17 protein-coding genes are annotated in these 19,036 nt (G+C 59.6%); 15 read left to right on the forward strand and 2 right to left on the reverse strand.

Annotation, left to right across the window (positions count from 1 at the left end; translation table 11 throughout):
- Positions 1-384: 384 nt before the first annotated feature.
- From AArc1_RS11005 to AArc1_RS11020, 4 genes are read left to right on the forward strand one after another with little or no spacing between them, the layout of a single operon-like run.
- Positions 385-1,449 carry a DUF7283 family protein gene (locus AArc1_RS11005; RefSeq protein WP_117364413.1) on the forward strand — a complete coding sequence of 355 codons (1,065 nt, stop codon included), beginning with the start codon at positions 385-387 and terminating at the stop codon, positions 1,447-1,449.
- Positions 1,427-1,921 carry a DUF7285 family protein gene (locus AArc1_RS11010; RefSeq protein ID WP_117364414.1) on the forward strand — a complete coding sequence of 165 codons (495 nt, stop codon included), beginning with the start codon at positions 1,427-1,429 and terminating at the stop codon, positions 1,919-1,921. Before AArc1_RS11005 ends, AArc1_RS11010 begins: the two co-directional genes overlap by 23 nt.
- Positions 1,915-2,970 carry a DUF7284 family protein gene (locus AArc1_RS11015; RefSeq protein ID WP_133412347.1) on the forward strand — a complete coding sequence of 352 codons (1,056 nt, stop codon included), beginning with the start codon at positions 1,915-1,917 and terminating at the stop codon, positions 2,968-2,970. Before AArc1_RS11010 ends, AArc1_RS11015 begins: the two co-directional genes overlap by 7 nt.
- On the forward strand, positions 2,970-6,122 hold the full coding sequence (locus tag AArc1_RS11020) for a DUF7286 family protein (RefSeq protein WP_117364416.1): 3,153 nt from the start codon (positions 2,970-2,972) through the stop codon (positions 6,120-6,122). The genes AArc1_RS11015 and AArc1_RS11020 overlap by 1 nt, the downstream gene beginning before the upstream one ends.
- Positions 6,123-6,334: 212 nt before the next feature.
- On the opposite strand, the gene AArc1_RS11025 is transcribed toward AArc1_RS11020, so the two are convergent.
- Positions 6,335-7,519 carry an outer membrane protein assembly factor BamB family protein gene (locus AArc1_RS11025; protein ID WP_161958292.1) on the reverse strand — a complete coding sequence of 395 codons (1,185 nt, stop codon included), beginning with the start codon at positions 7,517-7,519 and terminating at the stop codon, positions 6,335-6,337.
- A gap of 485 nt (positions 7,520-8,004) precedes the next feature.
- Positions 8,005-9,201, reverse strand: coding sequence for an outer membrane protein assembly factor BamB family protein (locus tag AArc1_RS11030; protein WP_161958293.1), 1,197 nt, complete (start codon positions 9,199-9,201; stop codon positions 8,005-8,007).
- A 371-nt stretch (positions 9,202-9,572) separates the two neighbouring features.
- Between AArc1_RS11030 and cbiG the strand changes: the two genes are divergently transcribed.
- The 11 genes from cbiG to AArc1_RS11085 all read left to right on the forward strand — a co-directional run bounded on the left by cbiG (position 9,573) and on the right by AArc1_RS11085 (position 19,006).
- A complete protein-coding gene (gene cbiG / locus AArc1_RS11035; protein WP_117364419.1) occupies positions 9,573-10,538 on the forward strand; it encodes a cobalt-precorrin 5A hydrolase in 966 nt (321 codons plus the stop codon).
- Positions 10,535-11,446, forward strand: coding sequence for a precorrin-3B C(17)-methyltransferase (locus AArc1_RS11040; RefSeq protein ID WP_117364420.1), 912 nt, complete (start codon positions 10,535-10,537; stop codon positions 11,444-11,446). The genes cbiG and AArc1_RS11040 overlap by 4 nt, the downstream gene beginning before the upstream one ends.
- 2 nt (positions 11,447-11,448) lie before the next feature.
- Entirely contained in the window at positions 11,449-12,516 is a 1,068-nt protein-coding gene (gene cobJ, locus AArc1_RS11045; protein ID WP_117364421.1) for a precorrin-3B C(17)-methyltransferase, read from the forward strand.
- Positions 12,517-12,536: 20 nt separating this feature from the next.
- The gene (locus AArc1_RS11050) at positions 12,537-12,809 is read left to right on the forward strand and encodes a ferredoxin (RefSeq protein ID WP_117364422.1); all 273 of its coding nucleotides are present in this window, start codon (positions 12,537-12,539) and stop codon (positions 12,807-12,809) included.
- Complete coding sequence (locus tag AArc1_RS11055) at positions 12,806-13,528, forward strand: cobalamin biosynthesis protein (protein WP_117364423.1); 723 nt, start codon at positions 12,806-12,808, stop codon at positions 13,526-13,528. The genes AArc1_RS11050 and AArc1_RS11055 overlap by 4 nt, the downstream gene beginning before the upstream one ends.
- A 24-nt stretch (positions 13,529-13,552) precedes the next feature.
- Complete coding sequence (locus AArc1_RS11060) at positions 13,553-14,806, forward strand: CbiX/SirB N-terminal domain-containing protein (protein WP_117364424.1); 1,254 nt, start codon at positions 13,553-13,555, stop codon at positions 14,804-14,806.
- A gap of 33 nt (positions 14,807-14,839) precedes the next feature.
- The gene (locus AArc1_RS11065; RefSeq protein WP_117364425.1) at positions 14,840-15,217 is read left to right on the forward strand and encodes a DUF3209 family protein; all 378 of its coding nucleotides are present in this window, start codon (positions 14,840-14,842) and stop codon (positions 15,215-15,217) included.
- A 23-nt stretch (positions 15,218-15,240) separates the two neighbouring features.
- Complete coding sequence (locus AArc1_RS11070; RefSeq protein ID WP_117365870.1) at positions 15,241-16,536, forward strand: outer membrane protein assembly factor BamB family protein; 1,296 nt, start codon at positions 15,241-15,243, stop codon at positions 16,534-16,536.
- 137 nt (positions 16,537-16,673) lie between these two features.
- Positions 16,674-17,615 carry a hypothetical protein gene (locus tag AArc1_RS11075; RefSeq protein ID WP_228442316.1) on the forward strand — a complete coding sequence of 314 codons (942 nt, stop codon included), beginning with the start codon at positions 16,674-16,676 and terminating at the stop codon, positions 17,613-17,615.
- 2 nt (positions 17,616-17,617) lie between these two features.
- Positions 17,618-18,142 (forward strand): hypothetical protein, encoded by a 525-nt coding sequence (locus tag AArc1_RS11080; RefSeq protein ID WP_117364426.1) that lies wholly within the window; start codon positions 17,618-17,620, stop codon positions 18,140-18,142.
- 63 nt (positions 18,143-18,205) lie between these two features.
- Positions 18,206-19,006, forward strand: a complete 801-nt coding sequence (locus AArc1_RS11085; protein WP_117364427.1) for a hypothetical protein — start codon at positions 18,206-18,208, stop codon at positions 19,004-19,006.
- The last annotated feature ends 30 nt before the right edge of the window (positions 19,007-19,036 follow it).

Here is a 19,036-nt window from a genome sequence, read left to right on the forward strand (position 1 = left end):
CGCCCCGCTATCGCCCTCGAGTTTATATACGAATCCGAGGCCAACAAGGGCATGAATCTCGAGGAAACGACTCAGAGCAGTCGTCAAGCACGGTGGCCCGATGCTATGCGTTGCCGACGACGAGTTCAGCGGCAGTATCACTGCTTGTTGCTTAGAGCCGTGGGTAGACGTCGAACCCGACGGGAAGTCGACTACGCCAGAGACGTATGGTCTTTGCAGGCTATCGTTTCGGACGATAGGTGTAGTCATTCAGCTCGAGCCGACGCGGTTACACGCTGGTCCGATAGTGTTGTGCGTGCCAGTCAAGTGGCTTTGCCGGCCGAGTTCCAGAGCTCGCCACTATCGATCGCCAACCAACCACCGGTGTCGAACGCAAGGTAGCGGATGGACTTCGAGGCCCCCGCCGATGCGTGGTACGTCTACGTCGCCGTCGTGATCATCAGCGTTAGCTTCGCTGGGATCGTGGTTGGAATTTCGTCGATGCCGCCACCGGACGCCCAGCAGGCGGCAAACGCGATCGAAACGGCAACCGGGAGCGAGTATGCCTCGAGTGCATCGTACGAACACGACGCCGACGTCGTAACGATCGACCGGCAGACGATTACGATGAAAAACGAGTACGGAACCGCTCACGCGAGCTTTTCTTATGGCACCGTCGTTCCGGTCAACGGCCACGATCGGCTCGAGAACGTCACCGGCGGACAGTCGTTCGGTGCTGCGTACGATGACGAGCTGGACGATCCACACACCGACGGAACGGCCACGTTCTTCGAAGAGATCGCCGAGGCGGACGAGGCCAATAGCGGCGACAAACTACACGCCGACGGTGAGATAGTCGTCCGAACCGTCGCGATTCGGGACGACTCGGCGGTCGGCCTCGACGCACGAACGTCGAACAGCGAGGCGCTCGAGCAGGATCTCGCCGACGCAGACGACGGTCTCGACGCGGAGGACTTCCAGATACCCGGCGAAGTCGAGCTCCGGATGACGGGGACAGCAGCCAGCGAGACCACCGTTCACGTCAGCGGTGAGACGTTGACGGATGCGATCGACGTCGACGGTTCCGACGGGTGGCTCAGAGATACAATCACTGGCTACACCTGCCAGTACGGCGGGTTCTGGTGTGACGACGAGCCAGACATCGAGCCGATCGAGTACGTGCTCGAGTCGGTTTCCACCCTTGAAGGGACCGAAACGGTGACCCTCGTCGAGGGAGATCTCGACGAGGTAACCGACAGCGAGGCCGACACCGTCGAGCTGTGGACTGGAACATACGAACTGGAGATCGAAGCCGACGGTGACGACTTCGACGGCTGTCACGACACGATCGACGAAGCTAAAGACTGGACGGAGATTTGCGGTCCCGATCTGACGCTCGAGTCCTTCGACGACCCACACTGGCACGAGACACGAGGTGACGTTCACTATGTTACGTTGGTCACAGTATAGAGCACAGACCGAACCGCTGGCGGCGATCTTTGCGGTGTCGATCTTCGCCATCGCTCTCAGCCTCTACGTCGTTGCAGCCCAGCCGATCTTTCCAGGGTTTAGTGATGATTCGACAGCTGATCGAACGATCGATCGGGTATGGGACGATATCGAACAGCATGGCGTCTTTCACGCCTACGACGGTGCCGACGATATTGATGCCCTCGTCGACGGCGAGTCGGTCCCGGCTGGATCGGCGGTGTACGTAGTCGTGACCGCGGTCGATGGGGGGAAAGAGCAACCGGTCGCCGAAGCCGCCTTTCCGTCGGGGTATCCTGACGATATCGATCCCTCCGAGCCTACCCAGATCGAGCAGTACGTCGAGGACGAAGGCGTTCCCAGCGGCGCAAGTATTTCGACACGGTCGATTCCGGTCGCGGTCGAGAGCCAGGCCGAAATCCGCTCCGGAACACTCGAGGTGAGCGTATGGTAGTGCCCGACCGTGCGATCTCGACGGTGATGGACGTCTCTCTGGCACTGTTGATTATCAGTGCTACCGTGTTGCTCATCGGAACGTACGTCCACACCGAAACGGAGTCGATCGACAGCGAACGCGGAGACCACGCGTTGCAGTCGCTTTCAGGCTCAACGGTAACGATCACGTACGACATCAGCGAACCGAACGAAGCGGGAGAGCGGGCCACTGACAGCGAGCACTACGAACCGCTCGACGATCTCGATCCCGACGACGTCGGAGAACTGTACGAGATCACGACCTACGGTTCGGCGATGGACGTCCTCGCCGAAGCCGCCCAGACGAATCTCGTCATCAACGACACCGAGGTATGGGCCTACGGACACTCCGTCGAACAGTCGGTTGATGGGGCGATACAGGATCGACTAGTCGGCAGCGATGGACGGACGTTTACTGTCGCGACGTGGGAGCCGTACGACGGCGCGGCAATAACCGGCACGGCGACAGCCGGTAACACACCCCCACACACCGAGGACGTATCGAGTGCATCGATTGAGGTCTCGGCAAATCCGGACTCGCTCGAGGCCGAACACCTCGCGACGAAGTTCGAGGTGGGAGAAACGGCGTCGCCCGGCGACTCTATCGAGGACGGCTTCGATGCCATCGGACGGGAGATTGCCGAAACGATCATCGAGGGCTACTTCCCACCGACGCAAACACAGTACACCCTCGAGTCGTCGCTGACTGAAACCGCCGTCACGCTGTACAACTACCGACAGCTGGCGGACGTCGTCGGCGTCGACATTGACGACTCTATCAGGGGACCCGACGCGAACGCAGCGCAAGCCAACCAGGTCCTTCTGGAAGGTGAAACCGCCGATGAAACGGGACTCGAGGACTTCGTTGCCGACGATTTACGTGATTCTCCTGCAGGCGAAGAGATCAGGAAGGCTTACGACGACCTGGATGAGTCGCCGAGTGACGACGAGACGGAGGCGTTCGAAGCAGTGTTCGATGAAACAATCGCGACCGATACGGTCGACGTCACGGTCCAAACGTGGGACTAATGTCAGAGAACTCTCGATCACGGAACGAACGATCGTTTTCGATAGCCGAACGGGGACACGTCCCGTTTGCAATACTCGCGGTACTGTTACTCGTCTCGAGTGTGGCGGCGATTGCCATCCTGGAGCAACGATCTGAGCCCAGAATCGACCGAGACGCCGAGTTGGCGATGGATCGAACCGAGACAGCCGCCCAGAGTGAATTTCGGACGGCTGTTCTCGAGGCGACACACCAGGCCGGTGGCGCGCCGATCAATTCTACCGCGGGGAGCGACGTCGACGCAATCTCCTCAGCGTCGGATCAATCCGAGGCCTTCCGAAACTACGTCAAGCTGTTGATCTATCTCGAGGCCGCCGATCGATTGCCCACTGCGAGTCAATCCGTAAGCCACGACACGTACTCGACCGTCTCGGTAGTGCCCGTCTCCGATGCCCCTGACGACGGGTACATCGATCCCGGCGAGGCGATCCAGCGAGTCGACCTCGAAATCGGCCACTACGATGACGACGTCGAGAACGGAACGGTCATTGCGACGATTCAGGATGTCGAATTCAGTGCCTACGCAGGCGGTGAGCGCGTCCCGGCAGAATCACGATCGATCACCGTTAGCGTCGGCACGCCGGTGTTCGAGCTGAACGAGAAATTGATCGACTACGAGGCGCAACTCAACGCAGGGTTCTTCGAGGACGGTGGCTTACCGAATCCGACAGACCCTGACGGGCTTGGACAGGAACTCGGCGTTCGGCTGTATCCGAACGCATACATGAAAGCATCGTGGAATCGGTTCGGGGCCCACCCGACCAACAGTCCAGACGATCACGACTTCGAAGAAGTGATCCATACGGACCATACCGAGGTACTCACGAATCAGGCACGCTTTTCGATCCAGGAGGAGACCTTCGGGACACGTGATCCCTACGCGGATCGAACGATGCGCCCACAGTATCTCTGTATGGCACTCGACGTTTCGACAACGGTTGCAGACGTCGACCTCGAGATAGATCTAAACGATATCGTTCCCAGTGATAATATAACGTTCAACGAAGACCTCGAAGACTATGTCGAACAGATGGAAGAAGGAAACGAGAGCATCGGCGAGCATGACAACATTACCGTCTGGATAAACGAGGAACTCGACTTCGAGGAGGAAGTCTGTGATGAGGGCGGGCTCCTCAACGACTGGGTTTTCGGCGACGAGGCGACCGGTGACCTCCCAGATGTGCCGCCCGTCTCGGAGTTGCTTCGCGACGGCATCGAAAGCATGGATGTCGCTGAGCAAGAGATCGAACTTCCTGTCAACGATTTTTCAGAAGCCTCGTATCTCGAGTATCGATTGGGGAGTGAGGACCCTATCGAGTACTTCGAAGCCGAGATAGACACTATTCAGAACGAGATAGAGAACGAGGGCGGACTGGTTGATGAGGACGTTCCAAATCCGTCATTCGACGGCGAGGAGAACTATGACGCAAGCCCGCACGATATTCGAGACGAACTCTACGAGTTGAGCGTCACGCTCGACCACGACGACCCCTCGGTCGACAGGCTCCCTACCCCGAATTCACCCGGTGGCAGTGGCTGGGAACGAACCTCACTCGATAGGAGCGTCTCAGACGTTTCGGATGTCTCCGTTTTGATCGAGCCCACTGGTCCCGGTGACGAGTACGTTCGCGATATCTACGAACTCGAGGTGGAAGCAACGACCGAGGTGGACGCATCGTCATACTGGGTGCAGCGCAACGAGACTGGCGCCGTGATCGGCACTGATTCCACAGCGACCTCGAGAGCCGTCGATATCGACGTCGAGTTCGCCATCCAGAGCGAGTATGCCTTTGAAGCCGCTGGATACTACCACGAGAGTTACGACGAGTTTCGAGTCGCCGACGACCCGATCGAGACGGATTACGACGATCACGAGAACGTGACGTTTCGTACGGGCGCCCGAAACGCAGTCACCGAGGTCACCGGTGTGAGTTCATACGGCACTGCTGAAAGCCAACTACGAAGCCGACTCGAGTCGACTCTCGACGGGACCGACCCCGACACCGATAATCTCGGTGACGTCGCAATCGAGAGTGTCAAAGAAAGAGACGGAGCAACGTTGAAAACTGACGATGTCCTCACCAGCAGTGAACGGGCCGAGGTACTCACGGCCCTCGATGAAGAACTCGAGGCGGTCCATAACGAATTCCAGGATCGGTGGGATGAAGACCCACACAGCGTCAAAGTTGGCGAGTTGACCCAGACAGACGAGACCCCTCCCGAGCAGGTCAAAACTCACATTCAGAACAACATCGAAACTGATCTCGTCGACGATGGGCCGTACGAAACGCCCGAAGAAAAAGCGAGACAGCAGATCCGAAGCGCCTACTTCGACCGATTATACTACTGGCTCGACCTAGCGGACGACGACTACAATGAAAACGTCGGACAGTTCGACGACACGATAGACGGCGCAACCGGCGGTGGCGTCGACGGGATGAACGACGCACTCGACTTCGTCCAGGGCTTTGCTAATGCCGACTTCAACCCCGAACCCGAGGACCTCGATGGCTCGCCAGTCCACGACGATGCCCAATATGAAATCTCCGGTTCGCCCACATATTTGACGTCGGTCGACATCGACCGCGACAGAGATCCAGCAATCCGTGGCGAATCGGAAACGATTATGGACACCGATAGTGATGCCCATCACGCTCCGATGGCGATCCAGACCGACGAATTCGTCCCATGGCCAGGTTCACCGGCGCTCTTTTACTTGCCAAACAAGTGGTACGTTACCATCAATTCCTGGACTGTCGACGTCAGAGGCGAGTACGCCCGCCTCGAGGTCAGTTCAACGATCGGAGATCCAGCCGACAGCGACCGACTGACGTACGTCGCCGAAGAGAGCCCAGTGTACGTCGACCTCTCCGACGACTCGAGCGTGCAGGCAGGTCGGAACGAAGCGGTCGATTTCGAGACGTACACCGAAGTCATCGTTATCATGCCTGGGGCGGTCGTGCAACGGGGTGGGCCTGTGCCGTCTGTTGCTGATGGTGATTTCGATGCTACTGGAATGATATATTGTTCAAAAACGTGGGAAAGCGTCGGACCCGAGGCAGATATTGATTACTCTGACTGTAACAATCTCGAAGACGACTCGTCCCTTCCTTAACATTAAATTCATTTAATTGGTCCTGGTGAATCACTAGACGGCGGTGACTTCGGGTGAGAAAATAGGTCGCTCGAGGCCCCACGCTGGAACAATCATGGCTGCAATCCCAACAGATCCTCCGACGGCGAACTGATTTGCCGGTCTCAGCAAGAGAGCAAGACAGTACAACTTGGCGTAGTATGGCGATTCACCAGAGCCATTTAATTATGGTGTTAGCTGTATGCTATGAGTCCCAGGTCATCAAGCGGTAGTATGATTATTCCATTTAAGATAACTGGGTAGTGAGGACTGTCTCTCTCGGTTTCTTTCTGCCATAGTAACTCTCCCGAATTTGGATCTACTGCCACCAAATCAAGTGGGTCTGTCAGGTTAGCACTTATGCCGTAGCCAATTCCATCAGCAAAGACTAGCGGATTTTCAGATCCGTGCTCTGGACTCCATGTCTCTGGTGTTTCGCCAGTTTCTACATTATATGCCATTGAGCCCCGTTCGATGTAGGCAATGTGGTCGTTGACTGTCGGCCTCGTCCATGGGACCGAATCGAACTCAGTGATTTTGTTCGTGTCACCATCTGATCCATCGATTTCCAATAAATAGTCATCAGTAGCTGTGTATATTTTACTCTCAACTACGGGGAACGTTCTGGAGACTCTATCATCGAACCATTGCTGTGCCTGTGTTATTTCGTGCTCCCAAAGTTTGTTCCCGCTGTCGCGGCTATATCCGAGTAAAACGAAATCATCGATGTCCGGATCTTCTCGACAGCGAACGTAAACATGGTCCTGATCAACTGCGAGTGATTGGACTGGGTCGGGTGTGTCGAAACTCACAATTTCTTCGCCATGCTCGTTAAAAGTGACGACAGAATCTTCAGAACCAGCATAAATAGCGTCTTCGTAGAGACGGATCGATGTAATAATCTGGTCAGATTTTGAGGTCCAGAGCGCTTCTCCATTGTCACGGTCAAGCACCGTGAGGCCGTTATCACCAACCAAGAGGCCCATTTCAGAGACAGCTATCGCTTCGCTCCCGTCGGTATCCACTTCCCAAAGCATCTCGCCGTCGTTGATGTTGATCGCAGTACACGTATCGTAGCCATGATTGACGAAAGCAGTATCATCGTAGACGACTGGCGGTCTAGTTGCTCCGGTCAGTTCGGCAGTCCAGAGCACTTCGGGTTCACTGTCGAGACCGGTGTGGGGAACCGAGAGTCTATTTGTCGCATTGTAGCGTTCCATCGGCCAATCGCCGTAGTCGCCATCACTTGCGGTAGCCCCAGGGTCGTCTAGACTCGAGGTGTCGGTCTCGTCGGAACAGCCAGCTATCGCAGCCAAACCAGCGGTTGCGCCGGCACAGGTCGCAAGCCAGCGCCGTCGAGTATGTCTGTATGCAGCCATATTGTTCGTAACTGAAACAACCATTGGTAATGTATTTTTGGATTTGCTGACAGAAGCAAAATAGTATTTGAGGACCTATCGAATCGGTTTTCCCCGACTGCTGTCACGGGCGGTCGGCAATGATAGGCTGAAAGCACTGGACTGGCAAGATGATCGCGGAGAACACGGTGCAACGCTGCGGGGCTTTCATCCACAGCCTCCGAAGGCGACTCGAGCGTGCAGGCAGGTCGGAACGAAGCGGTCGATTTCGAGACGTACACCGAAGTCATCGTTATCATGCCTGGGGCGGTCGTACAACGGGGCGGGCCTGTGCCGTCTGTTGCTGATGGTGAGTATGACCAATTTGGCATGACCTATTGTTCAGAAACGTGGAACGGTGTTGGTCCAGAAGCCAAAACAGATTATGACGAATGTGATAATTTTGACTGAGTTGGCTATTATTGTGAGAGCTTACTTCTAATGTAAAGTACTATAGCGGGGATAGCCTAGCCTAAGGCAACGAGACCGAGAGTTTCTATTGGCAGAAGTATTAGTCCGTTCAAAACAATTGGATAATGGGAAGATCCTTTCTCTGGTGCTGGTATTGACCAATTGACTGCCCCTGTAAGAGGATCGACTGATACGACCTCAATTGGGTCCCTAATCCCGCCAGGGCTAATCATGTAGCCGGTTCCCCCGGCGATCACCATCGGCGTATCTGCGCCCTCATCGGGGTCCCACTCTGATGGTTCTTCGCTCGTGTCTAAGTTGTATGCCATTGATCCACGTTGGAGATAGGCAATGTCATCATGGACCGATGGTCTAGTCCACGAAGACTGGTCTAATTCCACAATTTCATCTAAGGTACCGCCTGGGCCATCAATCGAAATGAGATTCTCATTAGTAACTGTATAAGCTATTTTATCTATCACCGGAAACGTACGGGTGACTCTATCGTCGGCCCATTGTTGTGCGTGGGATATTTCATGGCTCCAAAGCTGATCACCACTCACACGTTCGTATCCGACCATGAGGAAATCATCGACATCAGGATCTTCTCGACAGCGAGCATAGATCTGATTATCGTCGATTGCGAGCGACTGAACGGGCTCAGGTGTCTCAAATTCGAGATTTTCTCCACCCTCGTTGTCAAACGCAATGACAGTATCTTCTAATCCGGCGTAAATTGTCTCATCGTACATTCTAATTGAGGTTACTGTACGATCATGACCGCTCGTCCAGAGAACATCCCCGTTCTCGCGGTCGAGGGCCTCAAGACCGTCACCACCGACAAACAGGCCAACTTCGGAGACAGCGATTGCCTCGCTCCCATCTGTCTCATGTTCCCACATCGGTTCGCCATCATGAATGTCGATAGCAGTGCATGTATCGAGTCCATGATTGACAAAGACCGTGTCGCTGTAAACGACAGGCGGTTTAGTTGAACCAGCGCCCTCAAGTTCGGCAGTCCAGAGCACTTCGGGTTCACTGTCGAGACCAGTGTGGGGAACCGAGAGTCTATTTGTCGCATTGTAGCGTTCCATCGGCCAATCGCCGTAGTCGCCATCACTTGCGGTAGCCCCAGGGTCGTCTAGACTCGAGGTGTCGGTCTCGTCGGAGCAGCCAGCTATCGCAGCCAAACCAGCGGTTGCGCCGGCACAGGTCGCAAGCCAGCGCCGTCGAGTATATCTGTATGCAGCCATATTGTTCGTAACTGAAACAACCATTGGTAATGTATTTTTGGATTTGCTGACAGAAGCAAAATAGTATTTGAGGACCTATCGAATCGGTTTTCCCCGACTGCTGTCACGGGCGGTCGGCAATGATAGGCTGAAAGCACTGGACTGGCAAGATGATCGCGGAGAACACGGTGCAACGCTGCGGGGCTTTCATCCACAGCCTCCGAAGGCGACTCGAGGGCTCAGGCACTTTTCCTCGACCGGATCGGCCGCCAGTAACAGCACGGAAGAAGTAAACTAATATTGCACTTGGGAAACGTAGCTTGATTAGGGAGGAGTTCGATGGTATCGCACGTGAGCACTCGAGCCAGATCGAATCGGTACGGAGGGAGTCGATGAGTTCAGGGACGGACGACGACGGAGGTCACTGTTCGGCACCGGATTCAGACGGTGAGGTCGCCGAAGAGATCGGTATCGTCTCGTTCGGGCGGAAGATGGAGACCGCCAACGAGATCAAATCCGGCCTCGAGGATCGGTACGAGACGATCGACATCATCGAGTACCACGGTGACGTCTTCGAGGAGCACTGGGGCGAGTACGACTGTTTCGTCGGGCTGATGGCCTCAGGAATCGCGATGCGGAAGACGGCCCACTTACTCGACGACAAGTGGGAAGACCCCGCGATCGTCGTGGTCGACGAGGAGTTGACGTGGGCGATCCCGATTACGGGCGGCCACCACGGCGCGAATCAGGTTGCGGGCGATCTGGCGACCATGGGGGCCGTACCCGCGATGACGACCGCAAGCGAGGCGGCAGGGAAACAAGGCGTCGAGTCGCGTGCGAAGGCGATGGACGCGCACGTCGTCAACGGTGACTCGACGGTCCAGACGAACCTCGCCGTGCTCGACGACAACCTCGGCCCCGTCGCGCGACTCGAGGGACCCCGTGCGGTCCTCGTTGGGGACGACGTGACCGTCCTCAAACGGAATAGCGATGACGGGGTCGTTATCGGCACCGGGAGTGTTTCCGGCGCACGCAAGGATGCGTTCCTCGCAGCGTGGGAGGAGGCACTCTCACGGACCGAGTACGACTTCGAGGACGTCGAATTCATCGGAACCGCGACGCGTAAGGAGGACGAACCGGGCCTGCTCGAGGCCGCCCAGGAACTCGACCTCGGTGTCGTTTCCTTCGACAAGGAGACGCTGCTTGCTCACGAGGGACCAACGCCCTCGAAGTCGAAGGAGCTGATCGGCTGGCCAGGCGTCTCCGAGGCGTCGGCTATCGCGGGCGGGCGCGAGCAGGAACTGCTCCTCGAGAAGACTAGCTACGAAAACGAGGTCACGGTGGCGATCGGTCGATGAGTTCTGACCTCGATATCACCGACACGGATGACTCGACGACATCGACTGACGCCGGGACGCCCGAGGAGTACGGCACGCTCTACGTCGTCGGCATCGGTCCCGGCCTGCCAGACCACATGACCAAGCGGGCAAAGGAGGTCATCGAGACGGCCGACTGCGTCATCGTCTCGAACCTGTACCAGAAGTTCCTGCGCGAGGACGGCACCCTACCGCCGGCCGAGGCGGTGGACGACGACGGGTTCGTGACTCGAGCCGACGATGACCACCAGGATGGGCACGAACAGCAGATCGTCCGCTCGTCGATGGGACGGCAGATAGAACTGGCTCGAGAGGCATTTGAGCGGGTTCGTGCGGGCGAGGACGTCGCTCACGTCTCCGGTGGTGATCCATCGGTCTACGGAAAATCGGACCTTCTCTTTCTGATGGCAGAGGAAGAGGCGGCTACCGACGTCCCCATCGAGATCGTCCCCGGCGTGACTGCCGCACTCGGCGGGTCGGCGATAGTCGGTGCACCGCTGTGTAACGACTTCTGTACCGTCTCGCTGTCGGATAAGTGGCGTGGCTGGGACGAGATCGAGGAAAAACTGCGCGCCGCAGCGATTTCCGACTTCGTGATCGTCCTTTATAACTGCTGGCGCAACTACGAGAGGGCCGTCGAGATCGTCCGCGAGGAACGGACCGATGACGCTTACGTAGCGATCGTCAACGACGCCGGCCGGGCCGATGCCGGTCGAAACGGCGAGGGTCACTTCGTCACGACGTTGGGCGACGCTGTGAATCACGACGACAAAGTCTCGGGGATGGGCACCTCGCTCATCATCGGCACCCACGAGACCACAACCTGGAGCAACGACGACCGAACGTACCTGGTCACCCCGCGCGGCGGGCGTGACGTCGAGGATTTCTAATCATGAGCAGCGACACGGACTCTGAACCAGACGGATCGACATCGAAGTGTGGTGCGAACACCGACGAGGGCAAAGCCTCGAGTTCCTCGTCGGGTTCGAAATGCGGCGCGTCCAAAAGCGACGACTCGAGTTCCTCGTCCTCGAAGTGTGGGGCCTCGAGTTCGAGTTCGAGCGACTCGAGCGGTTCCGACTCGAGCGGTTCCGACTCGAGCGGTTCCGGCTCGAACTGTGGTGCCTCGAGTAAGAGCGAGTCGGTCGAGGAGAAGGTCGAGGCGACGGTCGACGATTTCGACGCCGAACCCGGGCGACTGATGGCCGTCGGTCTCGGCCCCGGTCACCCTGAGGGGATGACCCAGCGAGCGAGAGACGCCTTACTCGAGGCGGATCACATCGTCGGGTATACGACCTACATCGATCTGTTGCCCGACGAGATCGTCAAGGGAGCAGAGGACATCTACGACACGCCGATGTGTGGCGAGGTCTCCCGGACCGAGGAGTCGGTCGACCGAACGCTCGCGGGAAACGATGTAGCGATCGTCGGCAGCGGTGACCCGAACGTCTACGCACTCGCCGGCCTGGCCCTCGAGATTCTCGAGTCGAAAGGGGCGACGGCCTCGATGGTCGACTTCGAGGTGATCCCCGGCGTGCCGGCAGCCCAGTCCTGTGGGGCCCGCCTGGGTGCGCCCCTCGTGAACGACACGGTCTCGATCTCGCTGTCTGACCACCTCGTGCCGATGCCCGAGATCGAGTCCCGGCTACACGCGGTCGCGAAGGAGAGCTTCACGATCACGATCTACAACCCCTGGAGCCGCAAGCGTCGTGACAACTTCGAGAAGTGCTGTGAGATCCTGCTGACTCACCGCGACCCAGACACGCCGGTGGGCATCGTCCACGCCGCCGGCCGCGAGGACGAACAGGTGATGATCACCGAACTCGGCGAACTCGAGGAGTTAGGCGAAAGCGAAATCATCGACATGACGACGACCATCGTCGTCGGTAACGAGGAGACCTACGTCTGGGACGACCGGATGGTCACCCCGCGTGGCTACGAGACGAAATACGACTACTGACGCTGATCGATCCAACACAGATGACAAAATACGAAGTTACCCTCGAAAAGGAGGCCTGTGACGGCATCTTCGCCTGTCTGACTCGCGACCCCCGGTTCGTCGAAGACGAGGACGGCCTGGCGACGATCGATCCCGATGCCGACCCGATCTACGATGCGACGGGCGAAGAGACCGTCACGGTCGAAGCCGGTCGGGTCGTCGCCACCTTCGACGACGACCGGGTCGACGAGACGAAGAAAGCCGCTCAGGCCTGCCCCGTCGATGCGATCGAGGTCCGGGAGGTGAGCGAATGAGCGACACCACAGCGGGCGGTCGCGAGCCGCTCGAGACCGCCGACCTCGAGGTCCCTGCAGATCCGCTCGCGAGACACCCAACGACGGCGTACTTCTGGGGGCACGTGGCTGGCAGCGGCGAGGTCTCGGGCGACCGGATCGAGGTCGTTGCCACCGACGAGGCGTCGGCACAGGTGCTCGCGGCCGTCGCTGGCGGTACGGTCGACCACGACACGATGACCCGCGAGTACGCCCACGATACGTCGATCACCCGGACCGAAGACGAGTACACGGTCTCGATCGAACGCGATGACGACGGGCTGTTCGGACGGGAGAGTACGCTCGGCCTTCCCGTCGACGGCCGCGGCGGCTACCGGTTCGGAGCGTTTTCGAGTTACCGCCGTGAGCTCCTTCGCGGCCTGTTCGAGGGGTGTGGAACGATCTGTTTCAAGTCCTCGAGCGGTACGGTCGGTATCTCGGCCGTCCACGACGACCGTGCGCTCCTCGAGCACGTTCAGAACCTGATCGCCGCCTGTCCGGTCGATGCACCGACGGGCGATCTCGGAGAGACCTCCTCGGGAGGCTACTGGTTCGGCATCGACGACGACGCCGCCCCAGCGTTCGGGCGCTGGCTCTACGAGGACTGTGCGGAGACCGGACTGTACGCCCCGAGTCGAAACCGAAAGCTCGAGCGCAGCCTCGAGCAGGCAGCGGCCGACGACGAGGCGGCCGACGACTGAGATGACACGACCGATCAATCACCGATGAGTACACCTGACGACACCACGTCCGATCCCGACGACACCACGTCCGCACCCGCGACGGCGTTCGACGACGAGGCCGTCTTGCTGGTCGGCCACGGCTCGAGACGCGAGAAATCGAACGAACAGGTCCGAGAGCTGGCCGCAGCCCTCGAGTCACGACTCGGCTTTCCCGTCGATGCCGCGTTTCTCGAACTCGCCGAGCCGTCGATCGACGAGGCGTTTTCGCACCTCGAGACGGTCGTCTCCCGCGTCACCGTCGTTCACTGCTCGCTGTTCGCCGCGAGTCACGTGAAAAACGACGTCCCGCTGGCCATCGAGCAGGCCCGAGCGAGCTACGACCTCGAGATCGACAACGGCTCACATCTGGGGATTCACCCGGCGATTCTGGACTTGCTCGACGACCGCGCTGCGGCGGTCGAGGCGGAACTCGGCGTCGATCGTGAGCGCGACGACGTCGTCGCCGTCCTCTGCGGACGGGGCTCGAGCGATCCGGACGCCAACGGCGACGTCCACAAACTCGCCAGACTGTTGTACGAAGGGCGATCGTTCGACCGCGTCGAGGCTGCGTTCGTCGGGATTACCGAACCCACACTCGAGGCGGCATTACACGACCTCTCGAAACACCGACCCGATGCGGTCGTCGTCCTCCCGTATATGCTCGGTGACGGCGTGCTCACCCAGCGCGTGCGCGACTGGACTGCGGAGTTCGATGCGGAGTATCCGTACGTCGACGCGCTGGCGGGCGATCCCCTCGGCACGGACTCCCGGCTGCTCGACGTCTTCGCCGACCGATGGCAGGAAGCCCGCACTGGCAGCGTCGAGATGTCCTGTGACACCTGCAAGTACAAAGTCGACCTCGAGGGCTACGAAGAAGACGTCGGTGGGGCTCGAGCGATGCTCCGGGCGCTTGCTCATCAGGCCGAACACGCAGACCGCGAAGACGTCGGCGATGAGCCACACGTCCACGACGCGCCCGAGAAACACGTCGCGGTCTGTACGAACCAGACCTGTGCCGGGAGCGGCGCGGCGACCGTCTTGGAACGACTCCGCCAGGAGGTCCGTGACGCCGAGGACTGTGACGTTCACATCTCTCGCAGCTCCTGTCTCGGCCAGTGTGGCGAGGGGCCGATGGTTGCCGTCTACCCCGACGGGATCTGGTACGGCGGCGTCACCTCAGCGGATACCGAACGCATCGTTTCGTCCCACATAGAACGGGATCGCATCGTTTCCGATCTGGTCCAGCAAACGCTGTGACCGGAGCTGACTATCCAACACACTACCAGACCAATGGCTTGCGCAGAACTCGAAGCAGTACGACTCGCACTGATGAACCTGACCGGAACCGTCGACGAACACGTCAAACAACACGCCGAAGCCGAAATCGGCGATGCTCTCGAGGAAGACGGCCCGATCGCCGCGCTTTCGAACGCTGAAACCCTCGACGAGATCGCGCGACATCTCGACGCGGCGCTGGTCGACCTCGAAGAGGAGGCGTCCGACGCCGATCCGACCGATCCACACGGCGCGTATCTTCGTGGACGTGTCGTTGCCGTCCGGGACGCCGAACAGCGGATCCGTCGGCTCCGCGAGCAGACTGATGGGCTCCTCGAGGACTTAGGCGAGACCCACCACACACTCCACGAGGCGTTCCCGATCGAGGAGTGATAGGCGTGAACGAATCGCCGTCTATCGACGCCGGGAGTGACGCTGTCCTTTCAGCCGAGGCGGAACTGGCGCTGGGCGACCTCGGGCCAGCCGCGAGCAGACACAACTGGCGTCGCTCAGCCGTCGCCGTCGGCGACGAAACCGTCTTTGCCGGACTCGCAGACGGGCGTGTTATCGCTGCTAGGCTCGCCGAGGGAAAGCCAGAACAACGCTGGTCTGTCGACGGCGACGGCGAGCGCTATGTCGTCTCGATGGACGTCTCCGGCGACCGTCTCGTGATCGGAGAGCGTGGTTCCGAAGGACGAATCTGCGTGCGCGATGCCGAGACCGGTGCCCTCCTGTGGGAGTATGTCACCGCCGAAGACGTTGGCTCGCCCACAAACGAGACGTTCTTCGCCCAGCCGTTCGTCGTTGACGTTCGCGTTGCCGGTGACCAAATCGTCGCCGCCGCTCGCCGATACGAACGCGATGGTGACGTCCAGGAGTGGTCGAGCGTCGTCTACGGCTTCGATCTCGAGGGCGATCTCGAGTGGGCGTTCGACGTTCAGGCCTCGCCGATTGCGTTCGACGTCGACGACGAACAAGTCGCTGTGGCGTACAATCGCTGTCCCGACACCCACGACCACGAGTGTGGCCTCGTCGTGCTCGACCTCGAAACCGGCGACGAAGTCGCGAACTGGGATCCGGGCACGCCGGGTGAGCGCCGCGTCGGCGACGTCGCGCTCACCGACGATGGGATCGTCGTCGCTAGCCACGGCGACAAACACGGCTACCTCCTCGAGAACAACTGCGGAGAGCGCTGGCGCGTCGACCTGGCGAGCGAGCGCGACTTCGAGGGCGAAACGCTGTATGCGTACCCAAACCACGTCGCCGTCGTCGACGGCACTGCCGTCTTCGTGACCGGAAACACATTCGCCGAGAAGACCCGTGATCCCGACGGTCGCCATCCAAACGAACACACCGCGTTTGGCGTCGACCTCGAGTCTGGCGAAGCCGTCTGGTCCCACGACGTCCGCGGCTTCGCCCGGTGCGTTTCCGCCGCCGGCGATCTCGTCGCGGTTCCGTCCGCCCAGAACTTCCGCGAACGGGATGCAGAGACCCACGCCGTACACCTGTTCGAGGCCGGATCGGGGTTGCTCGAGACACATCCGATCAAAGGAATCTCGAGTGCCGGCGACCTGGCTGACGATCGACTCGCCGTGATCGAAGAGCCTGTGGAGTACCACGACGAAGGGATCACTCGAGGCGAGTATCGGCTTCACACGTGGCGCCTCGAGGCGGCCGACCGAGACTCGAGCGGCAACGACTCGCTCGAGTAGTAGCCGAAACTGTTCTGGTCGCTTCTGGGAGATATCAACGCTCTCGAGGCTGTTTCAGCGGTAGCTCGATCGGTCGCATACGCAAGGGAAATCCCCACAACGCTGACGACCGTGTTCTTTCCCGAATAATGACAGATATGAGAGACCCCGTCCGCTCCGGTGCGTGTCCCGATTCCGGGAGCGTTGACGAGAGCAGCCGACCGAGTGACGAGTGGGGGCCGCCGAGCGGTCGCGTGATGACCGACGGCGGACAGGCACAACTCGAGGAAGCCGACGAGGAAACAGCGAAATCGGACGAAAAATCGACTGACGACGCGTCCGAAAGCGAGTCGGCAGCAGACGACGAAGCGGAATCAGCGGAAGAAACCACGGGAGACGACACAGAAACCGACGGTGAAGCGGAATCGATGGCGGAGGACGCTACCGAAGCGACAGACACAGAGTCGGTCGACGAGGAAGCGCCGGACGCCGAGGCCGAATCGCACGTCGAGGACGCAGCGGAGGTCTACCAAAGCGACGGGACATCCGGGGTCGCCCACCTCGACCTCGATGGGCTCTTTCTCGACTTGCTTGGCCTCGAGGTCAACCTGAACGAAGTGACCCTCGACGTCTCGGCTCGTCCGGGCGAGAACAACCTGCTCGGGAACCTCCTGTCGGCGGTGTCGGGGCTGCTCGACGGCCCCAGTGCCGTCGTCGATAGCGTAACGTCGCTGCTCAGCAAGCCGGCTGAGTTCTTCAGCGGCCTGCTCGAGCGACCCCGAGCGTTTCTCAGTGACTTGCTCTCGAAACCAACGGCCGTTCTTTCGAGCCTGTTTGGCTTCGACGCCGAGCTGACCGAGGATGCCGAGGCGGGACCCGAAGGCGACAAAGCGGATGCTGACGCCGAAGAGGGTCCCGGCCGCATCTCGAGGGCGTTCAGCTGGCTGAAGGAGAAACTCGCCGGGCTCGTTCCGGGGTTCCCGCTCGAGGTGCTCGTGGCGACCATCGTCCGCGAGGTAATTCAAGCGGTGATCGACCAGCTCGAGCCCGGCGAAGAACAGGAATCAGAGCAAGCCGAGGCGGCGCAAGCGGAGGCATAAGCATGAACGATGGATCACCCACACAGCGTCTGGACTACGAGACGGTATCGGAGAACGTCGACGTAGAGCAACTGGTCGAAGGGACCCAGTGGGAAGACGAGGTCGGCGAGGATCGACCCCTTGGCGAAGCCCTTGGCGCACAGGTCGGTTCAGTCGTCGGGCAGAAAATCGGCGAATCCCTCGGCCGTACGATCGGCGAGCTGGTCACGCAGGAACTGCTCGAGTCCGAGGACTCGGCTGACGAAACGGTCGAAGACGAAGATGAAGGCGAGGAAGAAACCGAATCGGAGGTCGACGAGGATGAAACAGAAGGTGATGATGAAGACGGGGACGAAGCCGAGTCGGAAGTCGACGAGGGCGAAGGCGAAGCAAAAGAAGCATCTGAAGACGGAGCAGAAGAGACCGAAGACCAAGGCTCGAGTGGTGAAGACACCGATAGCGACGCGGGTGACGAGACAGAATCCGATTCGGAGTCCGAGGACGCCGACGAGGAGACAGCCGAAAGCAGCGACAACGAAGGGGGCTAAGACCATGAGCGACACCCGGCAAATCGACCGGTATACAGCTCGTCGTCGCTCGAGGTGGGGCCGATGAGCGCGGAGTCCGAACTCACGCAACTGGTTACCGACGAGCTCAGCGAACAGGTCCAGCTGGCGACGCTTCTCGGCGACGGATCGATTCAGGAGTCGATCGACGGCGGAGAACTCGGTGCAGCCGTCGGCCGAAGCGCGGGCGAACAACTCGGCCGCGAACTCGGCGCGGCGATCGGCCGCGAACTCCATCAGGGGATCTCCAAGAGCGTCGACGAGGGGAAATCCCTCGGCGAGATCAGGTCGGACCTCGCCACGGCGATCAAACGTGCCGTCAAGAGCGTCGTCCAGAACGCAGCCGTCACCGAGTCGGCACAATCGCTGGTCGAAAGCGCCGCCAAAGGGAGTGGACTCGAGGGAGTCCTCGAAGACGAACCGCAGGAAAGCGAGGAGGATGAGACAGAGAAAGCCGCCGAGGAGGACGACGAAACGAAAGACGAGTCAGCGGAAGCCGCCGAGGGGGACGACGAAACGGAAGCACAAGCGGAGTCAGCGGCCGAAGAGACAGACGAAGACGAAAGAGCGGCCGAGTCAGCCGACACGTCGACGGCCGAGACTGAGGGCGAAACCGACGATGGCGAGGCCGACCTGCCGGCCGAGGATCTCGAGGAATTGCGGACGGAAACGCTCGAGGACTTCCTCGGCGTACTGTCCTACGAGGACCTGCAATCGATCGCGAAAGACGTCGACGTCAAAGCCAACCTCGGTCGCGAGGAGATGACCGAGCGGATCGTCGACGCAGTATCCGACGGAGAGCAAGCAGAAGATGCCGACTCGGAAGCGGACGCCGAAGCCGACTGACGAGACGGCGTCGAGCCGGCAGAACTCCGG

It is taken from the genome of Natrarchaeobaculum sulfurireducens (assembly GCF_003430825.1).
In the GTDB taxonomy this organism is placed as follows: domain Archaea; phylum Halobacteriota; class Halobacteria; order Halobacteriales; family Natrialbaceae; genus Natrarchaeobaculum; species Natrarchaeobaculum sulfurireducens.